Here is a 20,043-nt window from a genome sequence, read left to right on the forward strand (position 1 = left end):
CATTTTGCATAACAAGGCCAGCCTTTTTTAATTGACGTAGATGGAAGTTAAACTTGGTATGGTCATCCATTTCGACCAAACGACACAAATCCATAAATTTCAAGGCTTGATGGGCTGCCAGTGCTATTAATGCCTTGCGGCGGTATGGGTTAGCCAGCGCGCTGTAGACAAGATCAGGGTCGAGATCAGAACGGCTTTTAAGCATCTCTTTTTCCGCTAAGCTACGCTTAATGGTCACTATGAGTTCCTGGCTCTTAAAAGGCTTAGTCATCACACTATCAGCCCCCTTTTTCATCGCATCAACTGCAGTATCAACCGTTGCATAAGCGGTAATAATCACGATGGCAATAAAAGGCTGCTGATGGCGTAAATTCGATATAGCTTCAACGCCAGTCATCCCCGACATCAAGAGATCTAATAGCGCTATATCAAAGTGTTGTAGTTCACTTTCTGCAATTGCAGCTTCAGCGCTCTCAACTGCCGTTACCCGGTAACCTTCAAGCTCAAGCAGTTCAACCATGTTACGCCTAAGCTCGTTATCATCTTCGGCCAGTAGAATAGAGATCATTAGCAGTGCTCCCGATAAAAGACTAACTCTACAGTGGTACCTTTATCTAACTCACTCACAATATTCATTTTCCCGTTATGTAATGATGTAATTTGCTCACAAATAGCCAACCCTAACCCAGTGCCTTTGCCGACAGGTTTACTGGAGTAAAACAGTTCTGTAGCACGAGCTAACGCCTCTTTACTCATACCACAGCCGACATCTTTGACAGTAATAATGACCCGAGTATCTACCTCGGTAACATCAACTGTTATTTTTTGCCGAAGCTGCGATGCATCTAACGCGTTACAAAGTAAGTTGATGATTAACTCTTCTAATTTAATTTTTTCACAATAGAGAAAAATATGAGCTGCACAATTCAACTGGATCTCATGATGCTTACAGCGATGAGCCAACAACTTTACAGCGCTCTTTAGTATATCTTCAATCGCAACATTGCCGCGTATCCCTGACGCGGGCCGAGCATAACTCAATAGCTCTTTACTGATAGATGAAGCACGCTCAATACCCAGTCGAGCTCGATTCAGGTAGTCCCCTTCAGAACTAAAATGTTCAGGGTTCTTCCGCTGCCAAAGATCTAGCGCGAGTGTTGAAGAGGCCAATGGATTATTGATCTCGTGCGCCACCCCCATTGCTAATCGACCTATCGCTTTGTATTTATCAGCCTCAAGAGCACGCTTAAGCTTGGCTGCGGTTACTTGCTCTCTTTCCAAATCAAAAACTTTTAACGCCTTAAACAGTGCAACTAAAATCAAGCCGCCAGCGAGGGTTCGCAACACAGGTACACTATGATGAGAATCTGTCGGTACGAGTCCTGAGAGTACACCGTATATCAGTAGGCCAACCCCACTGATCACAAAGTACAATCCATAGTGATGCTTCTCTTGACGTAAGCTATTGCCATAAACGGCCATGCCAATGCCCGCTAAAGAGGCACTACCAAAACCAATTAATATACGGGTATATTGACTCGCTTCAGCAAAACCAGTGTTGTTGGCTGCCAGATCATGCAGGTCTGGAATAATCAGCCATAGATAGCTAATTAATATCGACAGAATGATCCCATGCCCAACCATAGCAACCCGCTTGGTGGTAATACTCAGTATTTGCCAAGCAAACACCATTAACGCGATATAGGATAAGAGTAGCTTAGCAAGGCTGAGCCACTGGATCAGTAGTTGATACTGCTGCCCAATATCATGCGAAAAAATAATGATATACAGTTCGGACCACTCATGGAAGGCGTGTGAAAACCCAAAAATGGCCAACGCCCACAAGGTAGGAGCAACTTTAAGCTGGCTATATCTAAAATTTCGGAATACGACAGCGCAACCTATAGAGAAAAAAACTAGGCCGTAGAATAGATAGATATTAAAAGTGACAAAAATAGGCATAGCGATAACATAACATTGTAAAGATAGCCATGTGTTGATCTTGTTCTGATTTAGCCTCTCGTTAATTTGCGCTAGTTCATAAAACAAAAAACCATTTAAGCGATAACGCCTAAATGGTTCTTATTTCGTAAAGCTAAGCTCAATCAGTTTATGATTTTACCCGTTCAACGTGTCCACCAAGCCCTTTGAACTTTTGTTCAATATGCTCGTAACCGCGATCTAAATGGTAGATACGGTCAACAATCGTTGTTCCTTCAGCAACAAGCCCTGCAATCACTAAACTGGCTGATGCCCGTAGATCGGTTGCCATCACTTGTGCACCATTTAGCTTTTCAATGCCGTGGATAATACAGGTATTACCCTCTAGCTCCATTGTTGCGCCCATACGGCTCAGCTCTGGAACATGCATAAAGCGGTTCTCAAAAATGGTTTCAGTGATGGTTGCGGTACCTTCTGCTAATGCATTAAGCACACAAAATTGTGCTTGCATGTCAGTTGGAAAGCCAGGGTAAGCCACCGTCTTAATATTGACTGCTTTAGGGCGCTGCCCTTGCATATCAAGTTCAATCCAGTCATCACCGGTAGTGATCTGTGCGCCTGCATCTTCAAGCTTAGCCAGTACCGCTTCAAGCGATTTAGGGTCCGCTTTAGTGCAACGAATTTTTCCGCGAGTCACCGCTGCGGCCACAAGAAAGCTACCGGTTTCGATGCGGTCCGGCATCACGCGATAATCACAACCTTGGAGCGACTCAACACCTTGAATGCGAATGGTATCGGTACCAGCGCCTTCGATCTTTGCCCCCATTGCCATCAAGCAATTGGCTAAATCTACAATTTCAGGCTCACGTGCTGCATTTTCGATAACAGTTTCGCCATCAGCTAATGCAGCAGCCATTAATAAGTTCTCGGTTGCGCCGACGCTGATCATATCCATAAAGATATGGGCGCCTTTAAGACGACCGTCAACACGAGCTTTGATATAGCCCTCTTTGACTTCAATCTTGGCACCCATTTGCTCTAAGCCTTGCAGATGCAAATTCACCGGGCGGGCACCAATAGCACAACCACCGGGCAGAGACACATCAGCCTTACCGTATCGAGCAAGTAAAGGGCCTAGAATCAATATCGATGCACGCATCGTTTTAACTAATTCATAAGGGGCGCAAAACTCATTAAGATTGGTGGTTGAGATACACACTTTATCATCGCCTGAGCGAGTGACTTCGGCACCCAAGCAGCGTAATAATTCACAACTGGTATTAACATCCCTAAGACTAGGAACATTAGATACATTAAAGTCTGTCTCAGCTAACACACCCGCCATTAGAATTGGCAGAGCCGCGTTTTTGGCGCCTGAAATGACAACTTCACCCGCAAGCGCATTGCTCGCTTCAATTTTTAATTTATCCACATTAACTCTCTAAATCAGCAATTACATATTAAAGACTTTTTCACGCTTCCATTGTGTTGGCGTGAATGCATTAATCGTAATAGCGTGTAACTCACCGCTAGTAATGTGAGCCATTAATGGACCATAAATTGTCTGTTGCTGCTTAACGCGCCCCATCCCGTCAAAACAATCACCGACGGCGACAATCTTGTAATGAGTCCCTTCTTGAGTCACTTTTACTTCTTCTAAGGATAATGCTTCTAACAGGATCGCTTCTATATCTTTACATTCCATGGAACTATTCACCTTACTGTGCTTCTTCATAAAAGAAGTCGTTTAAATCATATAATACGATAAATTTCTTAAGCTGCTCTGAAGCTGAAATCAACTTCAAGCTAGCACCTTTTGCGGCAAAAACACTGACTAATTCGAGTAAAAATGCCACTCCAGCACTGTCACAATATTCAATGTCCGATAACTGTAAAAAAGCAGTGTCGACATCCAATAAGCAACGTCTGTCATTCCATAGACTGATTACGGCATCTTGATCTAAGCGGCCGCTAATCGCACAAATAATACCTTGCTGTTGAAAGCTTGCCACTAGTTGGCCTGCTCACTCGGGTTTAAATCAATATGAGTCGCTGTACGCTCAATGAGCATCTCGATCACTGCTTCGATGCCTTTTTGACGAACCAAGTTAGTGACCTCTGATTGCTTTGAAGATAATAAGCTAACACCTTCGGCAACAAGATCAAATGCTTTCCAAGTATCATCTTTTAAACGCCGAGCTCTAAACTGTAACTTGATTTCAGGGCGCCCTTTCTCGATGATCCTAACATTAACGTTGACCATCTTCTCGCCGGAAAAATCTTTAGCAGGATTAAATTTAACCGTTTGATCTGTATATTCAGTAAACGCTTGTGCATACGTTGAGACTAAATAACCTCTAAAAGCCTCAACAAAGCGAGTACGTTCATCTTTTGTAGTGTCACGTAAGTACTGACCCAACACTTTATAAGAGGCGTATTTATAATCGATATACGGCATCAACTCTTCGGTAACAATAACCTTTAAATGCTCAGGATTATCAGCAATCAACTGCCTATCTAGGTTAAAGCGCGCAAATGTTTTTTTAGAAACAGCCTCAACCATTGTATAAGGGTTCGTTTTATCTATCTCAACATCGGTACTATTTTCGGTATCAGCCGCTTGCACGCTAAGACTCATAAACGCCACTGTAACCAGCATCAATCCGCGACAAAATTTATTCAACATATCCATTACTCCTACCACTAATCTTTTGAACCTGCACTATATAAGAACTGGCCAATCAGCTCTTCTAATACCAATGCCGAATGGGTATCGTCAATACTGTCACCATCGGCTAACATCTCAACATCGTCATCCATAAAACCTGGGGCCAGCCCTAAAAACTGCTCGCCTAATAAGCCGGATGTTAAGATCGATAACGTGCTCGTTTCTGGGAAATACTGATAGCGCTTATCCATCGAGAGCGTAACGATAGGGACCAATCTTTCTGGGTCCAAAGTGATGGCACTAACTCGGCCAACCACCACGCCACCTACCTTCACTGGAGAACGCACTTTCAAACCGCCAATATTGCTGAATTTGGCGTGGAGGGAATAACTACTGTCACCTGTTTTTACTTCTACATTGGCAACATTGAAAACTAATATTAAAAACGCTGCCAATCCTGACAATAAAAATAGGCCGACTAACACCTCACTCTTCCGTGTCAACATAACTCATTTACCACTCTATTCAATAAATCTAAACAATAATTAACATGCTTGCAATCTTACGCTAGCTGCCAAACATCATCGCTGTCAGCAAAAAATCTAACGCCAACACTGCCAAGCTAGACTGCACTACCGTTTGGGTTGTTGCTCGGCTGATCCCTTCTGGATTAGGTACCACATTATAACCGCGATAAAGTGCTATCCAAGTCACTACCACCGCAAACAATGCACTTTTTATAATACAGTTAACAATGTCCTCTCGCCATTCAACTGAAGACTGCAATATTGACCAAAAGGCGCCACTATCGATCCCTTTCCATTCAACGCCAACAACATGACCACCGTAAATACCTATGGCGGTAAACATTAATGCTAACAAAGGTAAACTTATCACTCCCGCCCAAAAGCGCGGTGCAATAATCTGCCGTAGCGGATCAATCGCCATCATTTCCAGGCTCGAGAGCTGCTCAGTGCTTTTCATTAGGCCAAGCTCAGCCGTTAATGCTGAGCCCGCGCGTCCGGCAAATAATAGTGCGGTAATTACAGGACCTAATTCACGCAATAAGCTCAAGGCGACCATGGGTCCTAGGCTCTCTTCAGTGCCAAAGCCAACAAGTATATTATAGCCTTGCAGCGCTAATACCATGCCAATAAAGAGCCCCGATACTAAAATAATCACCATTGATTGCACGCCAACCACATACAATTGCTTGATGAGCAACGGCGTACCTTTTCTAAACCTTGGGCGATGCGCTATCGCACCCCATAGCATCAGTCCCGCTTGACCAAGACCAACCACTAAATCAATAGCACCACGACCCAACTTAGCGATTTGATTAATCAAGCCCACTTAGCAGCTCCTTCTTATAGTCCGGTGCAGGGTAATGAAACGGCACCGGCCCGTCTGGTTCTCCGCCAATAAACTGTGTTAACTGCGGATTGTCAGCCAAGCGCAGTTCTTCGGGGGTGCCATGAGCGATAATTCTTTTATCTGCCAGCACATAGACATAATCAGCAATGCCTAGCACCTCTTGCACATCATGCGACACCACCACTGAAGTCAGGTTAAGTGCATCGGACAGTTCACGAATTAATTTAACCAAAACCCCCATTGAAATAGGGTCTTGTCCTGCAAACGGTTCGTCATAAAGAATGATTTCCGGTTCCAAGGCGATGGCACGAGCCAAGGCAGCTCTGCGCTGCATTCCTCCTGAAAGCTCGGTTGGCATTAACGGGGCGGCGCCGCGCAGTCCAACCGCTTCGAGTTTCATTAACACGATGCGGCGAATAATCGCTTCAGGTAAACCAGAGTGCTCCCTAAGCGCAAACGCAACATTATCGAACACATTCATGTCCGTAAATAGTGCGCCACTTTGGAACAGCATACTCATGCGCTTACGCAATACAAATAATTGGCTGCGGCTGCATTGATGCACATCGATGCCATCAAAAAGTACTTTGCCTTTGCTTGGCGTGAGCTGACCACCGATTAATTTCAGTAAGGTGGTTTTCCCTATGCCACTAGGTCCCATTATTGCAGTAACCTTGCCTTTAGGGATCGATAGACTGATGTCTTCATAAATGACATGTGAGCCGCGGCTAAAGGCCATATTCTGGATTTCGACCAATGAGTTATGGTTTTGAGTCATGCATGAGCCCTGCATTCAAATTAAGAAACATCCATTTTTCCGTACTGGAAAGGGAGAAATTGTACGTAATTGAACAATCAGGTACAACCAAATCAACACTATCTCGTCTCAATACTTTCATTTTTGTTAAATTACAGCGAAAATACGCGGCTATATCCTCAAATACCTAGAATCGATGTTATTTAATATATTTTTGTTAGTGGCTGGCTTAAGTGCTTTAGTCTGGAGCGCAGATAAGTTTGTATACGGTGCGGCAGCTTTTGCACGCAACTTAGGCCTTCCACCAATGTTAATAGGCTTAACCATTGTGGCTATGGGCAGCTCTGCACCAGAAATGTTTGTTGCCGCCACCGCGTCAATGGAAGGCATGACAGATACAGCCATTGGTAACGTGCTCGGTTCCAATATAGCTAACATCACACTCATTCTAGGTATTACAGCGTTACTCGGGGCTATTTCCGTCAGTTCACAAACGCTGAAACGTGAAATCCCTTTAATGTTAGCCGCCACCGTCATTGTGGGTTACTTTTTATATGACGGCTTTTTAACCCGAATTGAAGGCGTGTCTCTTTTAGTGCTCTTTTTCGCATTAATGGGCTACCTAATTTGGCATGGTCTGACGAATAATAATCGCGATGCGTTAGCCATTGATGCCGATAATGAGGTTCCCTCAAATGTCCCCACCAAGAAAGCGATTTTTTGGCTTGTCATCGGCATGGTGTTGTTACCTCTTTCAGCCGATTGGATGGTTCAAGGTGCTGTAGGCATTGCTAAGGCTTATCACCTTTCTGACTTAGTCATCGGACTGACGATTATTGCCGTGGGTACCAGTCTTCCTGAGCTTGCAGCCTGTATTGCTGGCGTGTTGAAAAAAGAGGATGATTTAGCCATCGGTAATATTGTGGGTTCAAACTTATTTAATATTTTAGCGGTACTTGCCATACCCGGCATTATCGCGCCAGGTGCCGTCGATGCCGCGGCAAGCACGAGAGATTTCTACATGGTACTTGCAACGAGCAGTGCGCTTGCAATACTGATATTATTGAGCGGACGCGCTAGGCAACTAAAGCCTTGGCATGGCGTTGTTCTACTCATTACATTTGTCGCGTATCAAGCGTTACTTTTCCTATCTTAAATATGAATGCGACCTATAAAGCAGTAAATTAGAGAGAGACCAAGAAATGGTAGATGAACAGCAGCTACGCCAGTGGGGCACCAAGGTCATTGATATCGAGAAAAAAGCACTCGATAACCTTTACCAATATGTAGACTCAAATGAGTTTGCCCAAGCATGCCAATTAATATTGCAGTGCACCGGCAAAGTTATCGTTATGGGAATGGGCAAATCAGGCCATATAGGTAATAAGATCTCAGCCACATTAGCCAGCACTGGAACGCCTGCATTTTTTGTCCATCCAGGTGAAGCGAGTCACGGTGATTTAGGCGTATTAAGCGAAAACGATATCGTCCTTGCTATCTCTAACTCAGGTGAATCGAGTGAGATTCTGACATTAATGCCAGTAATCAAGCGCATGGGGCTGCCGATGATTTCGTTAACAGGCAAGCCGGAATCCAACATGGCAAAGCTAGCCCATCTGCACCTTTGTATTGAAGTGCCCGAAGAAGCCTGCCCGCTGGGATTAGCGCCAACATCGAGCACGACGGCCACTTTGGTGATGGGCGATGCATTAGCGGTTGCTTTACTGCAAGCTCGCGGGTTTACTAAAGATGACTTTGCACTGTCTCATCCCGGTGGAACTTTAGGGCGTAAGCTACTCTTAAAAGTCAGTGACGTAATGCATAAAGACAATGAGCTGCCGCTGGTAAAGCATGATATCTGTATTACCGATGCGCTTTACGAAATATCTAAAAAAGGCTTAGGCATGACTGCCATTGTCGATGAGAAAAGCACTTTAGTCGGTATATTCACCGACGGCGACTTACGCCGAGTGATTGATGCAGAAGTTAACTTACGTACCACCCCCATTGCTGAAGTTATGTCTAAAGGCTGTGTCACCATTACTGATAATGTACTTGCAGCAGAAGCATTAAAAGTGATGGAAGAGAAAAACATTAATGGTTTGATAGTCATCAATTCACAGCAACAACCTGTCGGCGCACTTAACATGCTCGACATGGTGAAAGCAGGAGTTATTTAACATGTCTAAACAGGGATTCTATGGCCCGATTAGCGATGATGTTTGGCAAGCCGCCAGCAAAATCAAACTGCTTATTTGCGATGTAGATGGCGTATTTTCCGATGGCCTAGTCTATATGAGCAACTCCGGCGAAGAGCTTAAAACATTCCACACTCGAGATGGTTACGGTGTTCGCTCTGTTCTTTCTAGCGGCATTAACGTGGCGATTATTACTGGTCGAAAATCAAAAATTGTCGAAGATAGAATGACAGCACTCGGCGTCACTCATATTTATCAAGGCGTTGATAACAAGTTAAGCCCCTACAATGAGTTATTAGCACTTTACAATGTCAATCCAAATGAAGTTGCCTATATAGGTGATGATATGGTCGACTTGCCGGTGATGAAAGAGGTCGGTTTATCGGTTTGCGTCGCTGATGGCCACCCTTACGTGAAGCAACATGCTTTAATGACAACTCATATTAATGGTGGTCATGGCGCCCTTAGAGAGCTCACAGACTTGTTATTACTTAGCCAAGGTAAGTTTGAGTCGGCTCACGGGATGAGCATATGAATCGCGTCACCCTAGCGATTATCGCTTTATTTGGCACCGCACTGATCCTTTATTGGCAAGTGCAGTCTAAAAAAAGCGACCAAACGTTAGACATTGATATAAGCGAACGCCCTAACTACATCATCAATGATATGCGCAGCACTGAATACAATGAAGCGGGTCTCATTAATAGCAAAGTCACCGCCAAGCACATGGAACACTTTGAAGAAGCCAGTATGACTTACTTCACTGACCCGGTTTATTTGATCTATCCCGATGATGGTCAAGCCCAATGGCGTTTAACCGCGGCTAAAGGAACCCATAACAATTTAACCGGTAAGGTCTCATTGGAAAACAATGTTATTATCGATTCTATTAGTCCAGAAGAGCCGATCCAAACATTGTCTACCTCCTATTTAGAGCTTGATCTAGAGACGATGGTTATGACCTCTGATGAAATCATTTACGTCACTGGTAATGAGTTTGTGATTCAGGGAACAGGCCTTTATGCTGATCTTAACGCCCAAAGTGTAAAGTTGATCAGTCAAGTCGAAGGGATCTACGATGTTAAGTAAGCGATTCAAAAAACAAATATACTCACTCATGCTAGCAACCCAATAGCGGAGTAGAAGGAAGTTATGAAATACAATCAATCAATACTTGCAGGTCTGTTGTGTCTGCTTAGCATTAGTAGCTACGCGCAAGTCGATGACTTAAAGCAAGAAGTTAAAATTGCTGCTGCCAGCCAAGAAGCTGATATAAAAAATAATCAGGTGATCTTTTTTGGTCCTGTAGAAGTGACTCAGGGTTCAATTAAAATGAAGGCTGATGAATTACGGGTGTTCTCCAAAGAAGCGAGCTCAGGAAAAATACTCGTGGCTACGGGTAATCCTGCGACATATACCCAAATGATGGAAGATGGCCGCCCGGCGATGGCAAGTGCGAAAGAGATCCGTTATGAGTTGGCAACAAGAACCTTAACCTTGTTAGGTAATGCAACCTTGGAGCAAGAGGGCAGCCAAGTCACGGGTAACCGCATCAAGTACAATATCGGACTACAAAAATTAGTCGCAGAAAGTACAGGTAAAGGTAATGATCGCGTGATCACTATCATTCAGCCTGAAGCTTATCAAGAAGAGACGCCTGAAACCCCAGCCGCACCCATTAAAAAGCAGGAACAGCAATGACCCAAAAAACGCTGACCGTACGCAATTTAGCGAAAAGTTATAAGAGCCGAGCCGTTGTTCAAGATGTGAGTTTAACGGTCAAAACAGGGCAAATTGTTGGGTTATTGGGTCCTAATGGTGCAGGTAAAACCACAACATTTTATATGGTTGTTGGTTTAGTTCAGAGCGACAAGGGTCAGATCTTAATCGATGACGATGATTTAACCTTAGACCCAATGCATCTCCGAGCACGTAAAGGCATTGGCTACTTGCCACAAGAGGCAAGCATCTTTAGAAAGCTCTCAGTGCGTGACAATATCATGGCAGTATTACAGACTCGCAAAGATATCAATAACGAGCAGCGTGAAGAGCAACTTGAACACCTACTCGAAGAGTTTCACATCACCCATATCCGCGATAGCCAAGGCATGGCGTTATCAGGTGGTGAACGCCGCAGAGTTGAAATCGCTCGAGCACTGGCAGCCAACCCAAAGTTTATTCTACTCGATGAACCTTTTGCCGGCGTTGATCCAATATCGGTTATCGATATTAAAAAGATTATTGAACAGTTAAAAAGCCGTGGCTTAGGGGTGTTGATCACAGACCACAATGTGCGTGAAACATTGGACGTTTGTGAACATGCCTATATCGTAAGTCACGGAAATTTGATTGCAGAAGGCACACCTGCCGAGATATTAGATAATCAGCAGGTTCGAGCAGTGTACTTAGGTGAACAATTCAGGCTATAGTTAACCCACAGTATGCGGGTTTAATTGTATAGCATTAGCTAAGTATATGAATACAATCAAAGTGTTGACTCTTTAAGCTCTCTTCGTCAAATCACCGAGCTTCAACGTTTAATTACAGTGTAGGGAATAGCGGTAAGATGAAAGCGTCACTCCAGCTCAAAATGGGTCAGCAGCTAACTATGACTCCACAATTACAGCAGGCTATTCGCCTTTTGCAATTGTCCTCTTTAGAGCTGCAGCAAGAGATCCAGCAAGCATTAGACTCTAATCCACTGCTTGAATTAGATGAAGAGCAATCCGATGGCGAGCCTATCAGCAACGAAGATAGAACCACCAGTGACTCTGACAGCTATTCAGAGTCGGATAGCGACAATGAATACAGCAGTAACACAGATGTTGATCCACAGCAGGATAGCGCTGCGGTAGACACCTCTGATGCATTAACGCAAGATTCAATGCCAGATGAACTCCCAATGGATACTACTTGGGATGAAGTCTATACCGTGTCTTCGAATTCAAGCTCCGGCGGAATGCGCGATGATGATATGCCATTCCAAGGCGAAACCACTGAAGGTTTATACGAACATCTTGAATGGCAGAAAAATCTAACGCCTTTTTCTGATAATGACCTAGCGATTGCCACCGCCATTATTGATGCGGTTGATGAGCGAGGTTACCTTACTCAGAATTGTGAAGATATTCTTGAAGCAATGGGCGATCCAGAGATCGAGATAGACGAAGTGGAAGCCGTACTCAAACGCGTGCAGCATTTCGACCCTATCGGCGTCGCAGCCAGAGATCTCAGTGAATGTCTGCTTATCCAATTAGCTCAATATGCAGAAACAACACCCCATATAGACAATGCTCGCCTGCTCATTAAAGATTACTTAGATTTGATTGCTGGACGTGATTTTAGGCAATTGATGCGTAAGACTAAGCTCAAAGAGGATGACCTGCGTGATGCTATCACGCTTATTCAAACCTTGAACCCAAGACCGGGCCTAGCAGTCACGCGAAGTAAAGACGAATATGTGATCCCCGACGTTTCAGTGACAAAAAAGAAAGGCCGTTGGGTGGTTGAACTCAACCCCGACTACATGCCAAAAATCAACGTCAATCAACACTATGCTTCGATGGCTCGTAGCCAAAAAAATCAAGCAGATGGCCAATTTATTCGTAGTCACTTACAAGAAGCTAAATGGTTTATTAAAAGCATTGAGAGTCGTAATGAGACCCTCCTAAAAGTCTCCAACTGTATTGTGAAGTTCCAACAGGGATTTTTCGAATATGGTGATGAAGCCATGAAACCTATGGTACTCAACGACATTGCTGAAGCCGTAGAGATGCATGAATCCACTATCTCAAGGGTGACCACACAAAAGTATATGCATACCCCTAGAGGTATTTTCGAGTTAAAGTATTTCTTCTCTAGTCATGTCGGAACCGACGACGGTGGAGAGTGCTCATCAACAGCAATTAGAGCGTTTATTAAGAAGTTAGTCGCAGCTGAAAACCAACAGAAACCATTAAGCGATAGCAAAATGGCGCAACTGTTGGCAGAACAGGGGATTAAAGTTGCTCGACGTACCATCGCGAAATACCGCGAAGCAATGATGATCCCGCCCTCAAACCAACGCAAGAGTTTATAACTAAAATTAGACACTTGGAGGAATCTTTCTATGCAAATTAACCTTACTGGGCATCACATTGAAATCACTGCGTCACTGCGCAGTTATGTTGAAGAAAAATTTACAAAGCTTGAACGTCATTTCGATCAGATCAATAATGTGCACGTCATATTGAATGTTGAAAAAATGCAACAGATTGCCGAAGCACGAATTCACCTGAAAAAAGGTGAAGTTTTTGCCACTTCGGAACATGCGGACATGTACGCCGCAATCGACTCCCTGATCGACAAATTAGATCGTCAGGTTATTAAACACAAAGAGAAGCTGACCAAACACTAACGATGGAACTATGTACCATCCTGCAGCCGGAATGCACTACCTGTGCCACTCCGGGCAGTAAGAAAAAAGTACTGGAACTCATCAGCGATATTGCCGCTGCCCAGTACCCTACCCTTTCTTCACAAGAGATTTTCGAAAGCCTGTTGGCTCGCGAAAAAATGGGTAGCACAGGTATAGGCAACGGTATAGCAATCCCTCACGGGAGATTGGCTAATATTGACCATCCATTGGGCATATTAATCAAATGTGAAACACCGATATCTTTTGACTCGATAGATAAGCAACCGGTTGATATATTATTTGCCCTGTTAGTGCCCGCAGATCAATGTGAGCAACATCTCGCGACGCTGTCTTCAATGGCAGAAAAGCTTAACGACAAAGCGATCGTGAAGCAGTTGAGAAAAAGTAAGAGTGAATCTGAGTTATACGACTTAATCACTCAATAGTGAGAGGTTTCTGATCTGTCGAGCTTAGTTTTTACGCATTTTTTGATGTTCAAGAAGTACAAGACATGAGCAAAGAGAAACGCTTACACACTCTTGTAGGAATAGCTTAGAAACACTTAAACCAGTGTTCCTAAGCTATTGTTGCCGTGTTATAGGCTATTTGTGGAGAATAATTAAACTGCATTGCCTCCGTATCGTCCCACCTCGCCAAAATGATGTATAAACTGCGGTAAAAACAAACCTAAAAGTGCAACTATCTCGACGGACTCAAGTCCGTAAGTCGCTAGAGATTACCGATATACAAGCAGTAAGATTTAACGACCTAGGCATTTATTACAGCAATATTATTTATTATTACCAACTAGCCTAAGCTATTGCTTTAAGCCAGAAAAAAGTTAATCTATAATCTTGTACACCCCGTATACATTTATAAAACATTAATTCTAACTTTTATTAGGTAGTGAAAAGATGAAACTCGTTCTAGTCTCTGGTCGTTCCGGCTCAGGCAAATCAGTACTGTTAAGAATGCTAGAAGATCTCGGCTATTATTGTGTCGATAATCTACCATTGCCAATGATGGGCACCCTGCTTGAACAACTTTCTGGTAACTCAGAGTTAGTCGCTATTAGTGTTGATATCCGCAACATGCCAGAAAAAGAGAACGAATGGATTAAGCATCTGACCAATTTGCCAGAAGGCGTGGAGTTATTGAGCTTCTTTTTAAACTCTAGCGATGAAGTGCTCCTCAAGCGCTACAACGAAACTCGTCGTCTGCACCCTTTGTCTCATGCAAACATTTCATTAAAAGAAGCAATTCAGCTTGAAGGGCGCCAGTTGGAACCGCTCGCTAAGATCGTTGACCATTATATTGATACTTCTACCCTCAATATTTACGATCTCAATGACCAAGTACGTGAGATCTTATTAGGCAACGTCGATAAAGAGCTGATGATCAAGTTTGAGTCTTTTGGGTTTAAACATGGCATGCCAACTGAAGCTGATTTTATGTTTGACGTTCGATTTCTTCCAAATCCACATTGGGAGCCGGATCTCCGACCCATGACAGGGCTCGATAAACCCGTGCAAGAGTTTTTAAATCTGCACCCTACAGTCAATAAGTTTATCTGGCAGATCGAGAATTTATTGGAGACTTGGTTACCCGATTTAGAACGTAACAACCGCAGCTACCTCACTATCGCTATTGGTTGTACTGGTGGCCAGCATCGCTCTGTTTATGTCACAGAACGACTCGCTGAACACTTCAAAAAAGGCCGACATAAAGTCACTTCTAGCCATAGAGAGTTAAAAAATGCCAACGATTGAACGGCAAGTCACCATCTGCAATAAGCTCGGGCTACATGCCAGAGCGGCAACAAAATTGGTGGTTTTAGCCTCAGAATTTGATGCCCAAATCACTATTATTCAAGGTGAAAAGCAAGCTTCAGCGGTAAGTGTACTAGGCTTACTCATGTTAGAAACTGGAATGGGTAAATCCATACAGCTTCTCGCCAACGGCCCAGATGCAAAACCAGCGTTAGATGCCATATGTCATTTGATCAATACCAAATTCGACGAAGATAATTAGTCCGTCCATTTTCCTAATATTTGTTATTTATCCCCCTTTACTTACGTTATGATAAGCGCCTTTTAAAAGACCCTGCGAGGGACCCATGCCGATTGAAGTCTTAGACAACGAAACAACAGACCAACGCCTCAATCAGCTAAATAAAGCATTAGGTAGCGGGATGTTTGTTCATGTCCGCAATATGTTGCAGGATATGGCAGCCACCGATATCGCCTTTATTCTCGAATCTTCGCCGCCCCGCACCCGCCAAGTTTTATGGCAATTGATTGACCAAGAGCACACAGGTGAAATTCTTGATGAGTTAGGCGAAGAGCTTAAAGACAACCTTATTCGCCAAATGAGTCCAGAGCGCGTCGCTAAAGCGGCTGAAAGCATGGATACCGATGACTTAGCCTACATTCTTAGAAGCTTACCAGACAGCATCTTTAATGAAGTGCTGCAGTCGATGAGTGCCCAAGACCGTGTCAGGGTTGAGCAGGCGCTCTCTTATCCCGATGATACTGCTGGCAGTATCATGAATACCGATACTGTAACCCTAAGACCCGACGTCAATATCGATGTGATATTGCGCTATTTGAGAATTCGCGGCGAACTGCCAGCCGCAACCGATATGCTGTATGTGGTCGATAAACAGGACCGAGTACTCGGCGGTGTGCGCATTGCCGATCTACTCACCTGTAATCCAGATTCATCGATTAGAGAGATCATGGCCGCCGATCTCGAAGCTATTCCCGTGGGTATGTCCGACAGTGAAGTGGCGCAACTGTTTGAGCGTCATGACTGGGTTTCTGCCCCCGTTATTGATGATGATAACAAGTTGCTTGGCCGTATTACCATTGATGATGTGGTCGATGTTATTCGAGAAGATGCCGAACATTCGATGATGGGTATGGCAGGTATGGATGATGATACCGATACCTTTGGTCCTGTACTCAAAAGTACCTTTCGCCGTTCACTGTGGTTAACCGTCAACTTGTTTGCCGCGCTGCTCGCAGCATCGGTGAGTAATATGTTCGAAGGAACATTAGAGCAATTTGCCACTATCGCGATTTTAATGACCATTGTTCCCAGTATGGGCGGTGTTGCAGGTAATCAAACCTTAGCGCTGGTCATTCGTGGTATCGCCCTAGGTCAAATTGGTCAAAGTAACTCCAGGTGGCTTATTGGCAAAGAGCTTGCCATTGGCTTTCTGAATGGCTTGCTGTGGTCCGTTCTTGTGTTTGCAGCAGTGTGGGCTTGGAAAGGTGACATTACCTTGGGAGCAACGATTGGTGGAGCTATGCTCATCAACATGACGGTTGCAGGCCTTGCTGGCGCAAGTATTCCGTTATTGCTTAAAAAGATGAACATCGACCCAGCGCTTGCAGGCGGCATGGTATTAACCACAGTGACTGATGTTATCGGCTTATTTGCCTTCTTAGGACTGGCGACCGTATTCCTGATAAAGTAGCTTAAAGAAAGTTGAATAAACTAAAGACCGCCTTTTAGCTAATGCTAGAAAGCGGTCTTTTAGTATTCATCAGTCTTCACGCAGAGCTTGTTGTGTTTATCGTTTGAGTGGCGCTTTAAAACCATAGTTCGCTAAGATTGTTTGGCCCTTTTCAGATAACACAAACATTGCTAGTTTCCAGGCATCAGGTTGTGCAGCCTTTAACACGACTAAGCCATAATCTGCTCCCACCGCTATCTCATTGGGCAGCTGTACCACTTTCAAGCTAGGCACCTCTTTTTGTGCAAGAACGGCATTAGTGCAATAGGTTAAAAAGATGTCAGCGCGATTATTTTCCATCACCCAACCATAGGTATTACGGCCACTAGGTGCTTTAGCACTGGTTTCACCGCCCGTTAGCTGTAATGCTTTGTTCTCTAATTTATTTTTCGCCCCAGCAACTAATGCATCAGCCCTTGCAAAAACCTTCCACGCGTAATCACCAGACGGATCGGCTTTAGGAGTCGACGTGCCAAGACGAACGTCACTACTGAGCATCTGTTGTAATAAGTCATCATCAATTTCAACACTGGCTTGCGTCAACGCGCACATTTGGTTTTGTGCAAACATCACCACACTTTCTGCCAGTGCGTCATTTTGTAAGGTTTGTGGATGTTTCATATTGGCAGACGCAAACACATCCACAGTCTCACCCTTTTCAATACGCTTTCTGAGTAGACCTGAGGGTGCAAAATCGGTATTAACAGCCTGCTTCGACTCTAACTGATAAGCCGCAACAATATCTGACATGGCATTTTTTAAACTGCCCGCTGCGCGCATCTCTATCGGCGCAGCGGTTGCCGTTAGTGGCAATATTAATAACGAGGCTACAATCCATTTTTTCATGATAATTTCCATAGTAAGTACTGAAGGTACAATCGGTGTATATAACGATGCCGCCGATCAAAAAGCATTTACTCGCAAAAAACAACAGCCAAGGCTCCATCAGCAAAAGGGGCTTTAAAACTGTTGAAATGGATCACTCACAAATTAACGCCACCAGACAAAAAGTCGCAATTAATGAATAGCAAAAAGCCACCGAGTCGGTGGCTTTTTATCTGAATAAAGACACTAGTTAGCTTAGTGGGCTAAGTACTATCTCAACTCTGCGATTGTCTGCTCTGCCCGCTTTAGTCCCATTGCCTGCTATAGGTCTTTCTTCCCCCACGCCATGAGACACCACTCTTGCTGATGGAACCTGACGGCTCATCAAGTAGCTAGCGACTTCACTCGCTCTGACTTGCGACAGCCTCAAGTTATAAGATGCAGCACCAGAACTATCGGTATGACCCATCACATTGAGCTTGGTCTCATCATATTCTAACGCCACCAAAGCGACGCTATTTAACACTTGCTGCGCCCGTTGGCTTAGATCTGTTTGATCGACACCAAAAGTCACATCGTTTGGCATGTTCAAAATAATATTATCGCCACTTCGGGTGACACTGACACCAGATGACTGCAGTTGCTGACGCAATTCAGCTTCCTGTACATCCATGTAATAACCAATACCACCACCAAGGGCAGCCCCTGATGCAGCGCCAATTAAAGCACCTTTACCTCTATCACTTTTACTTGAAGAGGCAACTCCAATGACCGCACCAGCAAGTGCACCGATCAATGCACCATTAGTCGCTTTACCATTTTGGGATTCATTACTGTATGGATTGGTTGTCTGACAACCTGAAACGAACACTGCTGCAACCAGACAGCTTGCGATAATTCCGCCGTGCTTAACACTCATAAACATTACTCCTAACTGTCTTCACCCAAGTGAAGACGACAACATATCGAGTTATTTTGTTAACAGTATATAAGCAGGCAATTATTAGACAATGGCTACAAAATCAAGCGCGCTAAAATCGTACAGCTTACACGATATAAAATCCTGACAATTGCTAAGTCTGCGCACCAAAATCGCGCAAGTATGCCCTCATTTGTAGCCAACGCCACTTATATCACCCTGACACACAACAACCAAAAACCACAAACACTTGATCTGCAAGTGATTATTCTAGCGGTTTGTTTTGGCATAAAATGAGCATACCTATAAAGTAGTATTAGATTGAGTCGTATAAAGCGATATAGGAACACCCATGAAATTAATCCAGAAAGTTGCAACAAAGTACCAAGAGTTCACGCATATGATTATGCATATTGGCATCAGCCAGTGGGATGTCGAATAAGATCATTTTTATTAGATTAATTTAACGTATACATAAGAGGTGTCCAATGACAGCAGTAAACCACAGTATCAACCTCAGTATTATCAATGAAGTCAAAAGTAATGGTCGGCTGTTATCTGACGTAGCAAGGCAATATGGCGTGTCAACTAAGGCTGTTTATCAACTTGTGCGTCAAAGCGAACAACCGTCAACAAGCCGCACATTGACCTTAAGATCAGAGATTGAGCAACTACGCAGCCGTATTCAAGAGTTAACCTTAGAGCTGAGCCATATTACTCAATAAAACCCTGTTTAGCAGAGGTAAAGGTATATCATATTGCCCCAAATGAAATGATAGTGTTATCGTAATAACAATAATAATTGCGCGCTAATTTCACTTTTACCTCTGCGACTTATGCTATTGCAAGCAACTGCATTCGATGATTAATTAACTTTAAGTAACATTAAAAATCCACTCAAACGGCTGCGGTTACATTAAACTCACTAGCAGTGCTTACTAAAAAGGCTGTATTCATGGGATCCCACACATTAAATTCAATCAGTTCAACAATTAAAATAACTCTTAGCTCAATCGCCATTGTCTTTTCACTTTCGGCTTGTGTTAGTCAACATGATTTAATGGTCGAAAAAGGTTTCCCACTGCCCTATGCCGATGGCTTTGATGATGGCTGTCATAGTGGCAATAAAGCGGCGGGGAGTTTATTCGACGAATTCAAAAAAGACGTCAATCGCTTTAACAGCGATAAACAATACGGTCAAGGATGGTCTGATGGCTTTAGACAATGCGAAACTGAACAGGAAGCAGCGCAGCGTCAAACCAGAATAATGCTTGAGCAACAACGCTTACAGGAACAAAAGAAAGCCAATAATATTAGTCAGCAACACGCATTAGAGAAAGAAGTCATGAAGGGCGTCGACATCGACGCTCTCAAAAGCCTAGAGAAACAGTAGTGTAGAACATACCAGGCCGCGCAATAAACCGCGGTCTGTAATGTCTTAGCTC

The 20,043-nt window shown here is 43.8% G+C and carries 25 protein-coding genes; 14 read left to right on the top strand and 11 right to left on the bottom strand.

Annotated features, from left to right (window positions below; genetic code table 11):
- From CXF82_RS15420 to CXF82_RS15460, 9 genes are all read right to left on the bottom strand, one after another.
- The coding region (locus CXF82_RS15420) for a response regulator (protein WP_102044507.1) at window positions 1–568 on the bottom strand (568 nt) is incomplete at its 3' end.
- Window positions 568–1,962 (bottom strand): sensor histidine kinase, encoded by a 1,395-nt coding sequence (locus CXF82_RS15425; protein WP_102044517.1) that lies wholly within the window; start codon window positions 1,960–1,962, stop codon window positions 568–570. The genes CXF82_RS15420 and CXF82_RS15425, both read right to left, overlap by 1 nt.
- A 148-nt stretch (window positions 1,963–2,110) precedes the next feature.
- Entirely contained in the window at window positions 2,111–3,373 is a 1,263-nt protein-coding gene (murA, locus tag CXF82_RS15430) for a UDP-N-acetylglucosamine 1-carboxyvinyltransferase (RefSeq protein ID WP_102044508.1), read from the bottom strand.
- 21 nt (window positions 3,374–3,394) lie between these two features.
- The gene (locus tag CXF82_RS15435; RefSeq protein ID WP_101092600.1) at window positions 3,395–3,646 is read right to left on the bottom strand and encodes a BolA family protein; all 252 of its coding nucleotides are present in this window, start codon (window positions 3,644–3,646) and stop codon (window positions 3,395–3,397) included.
- A 13-nt stretch (window positions 3,647–3,659) separates the two neighbouring features.
- Window positions 3,660–3,953 (bottom strand): STAS domain-containing protein, encoded by a 294-nt coding sequence (locus tag CXF82_RS15440; protein ID WP_101092601.1) that lies wholly within the window; start codon window positions 3,951–3,953, stop codon window positions 3,660–3,662.
- Window positions 3,953–4,627 carry an MlaC/ttg2D family ABC transporter substrate-binding protein gene (locus CXF82_RS15445; RefSeq protein ID WP_101092602.1) on the bottom strand — a complete coding sequence of 225 codons (675 nt, stop codon included), beginning with the start codon at window positions 4,625–4,627 and terminating at the stop codon, window positions 3,953–3,955. The genes CXF82_RS15440 and CXF82_RS15445 overlap by 1 nt, the downstream gene beginning before the upstream one ends.
- Before the next feature lie 17 nt (window positions 4,628–4,644).
- Window positions 4,645–5,115, bottom strand: a complete 471-nt coding sequence (mlaD, locus tag CXF82_RS15450) for an outer membrane lipid asymmetry maintenance protein MlaD (RefSeq protein ID WP_102044509.1) — start codon at window positions 5,113–5,115, stop codon at window positions 4,645–4,647.
- Window positions 5,116–5,176: 61 nt separating this feature from the next.
- Window positions 5,177–5,962 (bottom strand): lipid asymmetry maintenance ABC transporter permease subunit MlaE, encoded by a 786-nt coding sequence (gene mlaE, locus CXF82_RS15455; protein ID WP_101092604.1) that lies wholly within the window; start codon window positions 5,960–5,962, stop codon window positions 5,177–5,179.
- Window positions 5,949–6,761, bottom strand: coding sequence for an ATP-binding cassette domain-containing protein (locus tag CXF82_RS15460; RefSeq protein WP_101092605.1), 813 nt, complete (start codon window positions 6,759–6,761; stop codon window positions 5,949–5,951). Before CXF82_RS15460 ends, mlaE begins: the two co-directional genes overlap by 14 nt.
- 175 nt (window positions 6,762–6,936) lie before the next feature.
- On the opposite strand from CXF82_RS15460, the gene CXF82_RS15465 reads away from it, so the two are divergent.
- The 12 genes from CXF82_RS15465 (at window position 6,937) to mgtE (ending at window position 16,815) form a co-directional block, all read left to right on the top strand.
- On the top strand, window positions 6,937–7,896 hold the full coding sequence (locus tag CXF82_RS15465; RefSeq protein ID WP_101092606.1) for a calcium/sodium antiporter: 960 nt from the start codon (window positions 6,937–6,939) through the stop codon (window positions 7,894–7,896).
- 46 nt (window positions 7,897–7,942) lie between these two features.
- Entirely contained in the window at window positions 7,943–8,920 is a 978-nt protein-coding gene (locus CXF82_RS15470; RefSeq protein WP_101092607.1) for a KpsF/GutQ family sugar-phosphate isomerase, read from the top strand.
- 1 nt (window position 8,921) lies between these two features.
- Entirely contained in the window at window positions 8,922–9,473 is a 552-nt protein-coding gene (kdsC, locus tag CXF82_RS15475) for a 3-deoxy-manno-octulosonate-8-phosphatase KdsC (protein WP_101092608.1), read from the top strand.
- On the top strand, window positions 9,470–10,027 hold the full coding sequence (gene lptC / locus CXF82_RS15480; RefSeq protein WP_101092609.1) for an LPS export ABC transporter periplasmic protein LptC: 558 nt from the start codon (window positions 9,470–9,472) through the stop codon (window positions 10,025–10,027). The genes kdsC and lptC overlap by 4 nt, the downstream gene beginning before the upstream one ends.
- A 63-nt stretch (window positions 10,028–10,090) precedes the next feature.
- Window positions 10,091–10,639 (top strand): lipopolysaccharide transport periplasmic protein LptA, encoded by a 549-nt coding sequence (lptA, locus tag CXF82_RS15485; RefSeq protein WP_101092610.1) that lies wholly within the window; start codon window positions 10,091–10,093, stop codon window positions 10,637–10,639.
- Entirely contained in the window at window positions 10,636–11,367 is a 732-nt protein-coding gene (gene lptB / locus CXF82_RS15490; protein ID WP_101092611.1) for an LPS export ABC transporter ATP-binding protein, read from the top strand. Before lptA ends, lptB begins: the two co-directional genes overlap by 4 nt.
- A gap of 137 nt (window positions 11,368–11,504) precedes the next feature.
- Complete coding sequence (locus CXF82_RS15495; RefSeq protein WP_101092612.1) at window positions 11,505–13,016, top strand: RNA polymerase factor sigma-54; 1,512 nt, start codon at window positions 11,505–11,507, stop codon at window positions 13,014–13,016.
- A 30-nt stretch (window positions 13,017–13,046) separates the two neighbouring features.
- Complete coding sequence (hpf, locus tag CXF82_RS15500) at window positions 13,047–13,334, top strand: ribosome hibernation promoting factor (RefSeq protein ID WP_101092613.1); 288 nt, start codon at window positions 13,047–13,049, stop codon at window positions 13,332–13,334.
- Between the two features lie 2 nt (window positions 13,335–13,336).
- Entirely contained in the window at window positions 13,337–13,780 is a 444-nt protein-coding gene (gene ptsN, locus CXF82_RS15505; protein ID WP_101092614.1) for a PTS IIA-like nitrogen regulatory protein PtsN, read from the top strand.
- A gap of 468 nt (window positions 13,781–14,248) precedes the next feature.
- Window positions 14,249–15,103 (top strand): RNase adapter RapZ, encoded by an 855-nt coding sequence (rapZ, locus tag CXF82_RS15510; RefSeq protein WP_101098039.1) that lies wholly within the window; start codon window positions 14,249–14,251, stop codon window positions 15,101–15,103.
- On the top strand, window positions 15,090–15,365 hold the full coding sequence (locus CXF82_RS15515; protein WP_101093545.1) for an HPr family phosphocarrier protein: 276 nt from the start codon (window positions 15,090–15,092) through the stop codon (window positions 15,363–15,365). Before rapZ ends, CXF82_RS15515 begins: the two co-directional genes overlap by 14 nt.
- An 85-nt stretch (window positions 15,366–15,450) precedes the next feature.
- On the top strand, window positions 15,451–16,815 hold the full coding sequence (gene mgtE / locus CXF82_RS15520) for a magnesium transporter (RefSeq protein WP_101093544.1): 1,365 nt from the start codon (window positions 15,451–15,453) through the stop codon (window positions 16,813–16,815).
- Between the two features lie 96 nt (window positions 16,816–16,911).
- Here the strand turns inward: mgtE and CXF82_RS15525 are convergent, their stop codons facing one another.
- Both CXF82_RS15525 and CXF82_RS15530 read right to left on the bottom strand, forming a co-directional pair.
- The gene (locus CXF82_RS15525; protein ID WP_257982799.1) at window positions 16,912–17,700 is read right to left on the bottom strand and encodes a molybdate ABC transporter substrate-binding protein; all 789 of its coding nucleotides are present in this window, start codon (window positions 17,698–17,700) and stop codon (window positions 16,912–16,914) included.
- Between the two features lie 229 nt (window positions 17,701–17,929).
- Window positions 17,930–18,598 carry a YiaD family glycine zipper/OmpA-like lipoprotein gene (locus tag CXF82_RS15530; RefSeq protein ID WP_180961057.1) on the bottom strand — a complete coding sequence of 223 codons (669 nt, stop codon included), beginning with the start codon at window positions 18,596–18,598 and terminating at the stop codon, window positions 17,930–17,932.
- A gap of 488 nt (window positions 18,599–19,086) precedes the next feature.
- Here CXF82_RS15530 and CXF82_RS15535 point away from each other — a divergent pair, with 488 nt between their 5' ends.
- Window positions 19,087–19,323: a transposase gene (locus CXF82_RS15535; RefSeq protein WP_102044511.1), complete on the top strand. Its 237-nt coding sequence runs from the start codon at window positions 19,087–19,089 to the stop codon at window positions 19,321–19,323.
- Between the two features lie 230 nt (window positions 19,324–19,553).
- On the top strand, window positions 19,554–19,991 hold the full coding sequence (locus CXF82_RS15540; protein WP_145991695.1) for a hypothetical protein: 438 nt from the start codon (window positions 19,554–19,556) through the stop codon (window positions 19,989–19,991).
- Window positions 19,992–20,043 lie beyond the last annotated feature (52 nt).

Source organism: Shewanella sp. GutDb-MelDb (assembly GCF_002836075.1).
Classification (GTDB): domain Bacteria; phylum Pseudomonadota; class Gammaproteobacteria; order Enterobacterales; family Shewanellaceae; genus Shewanella.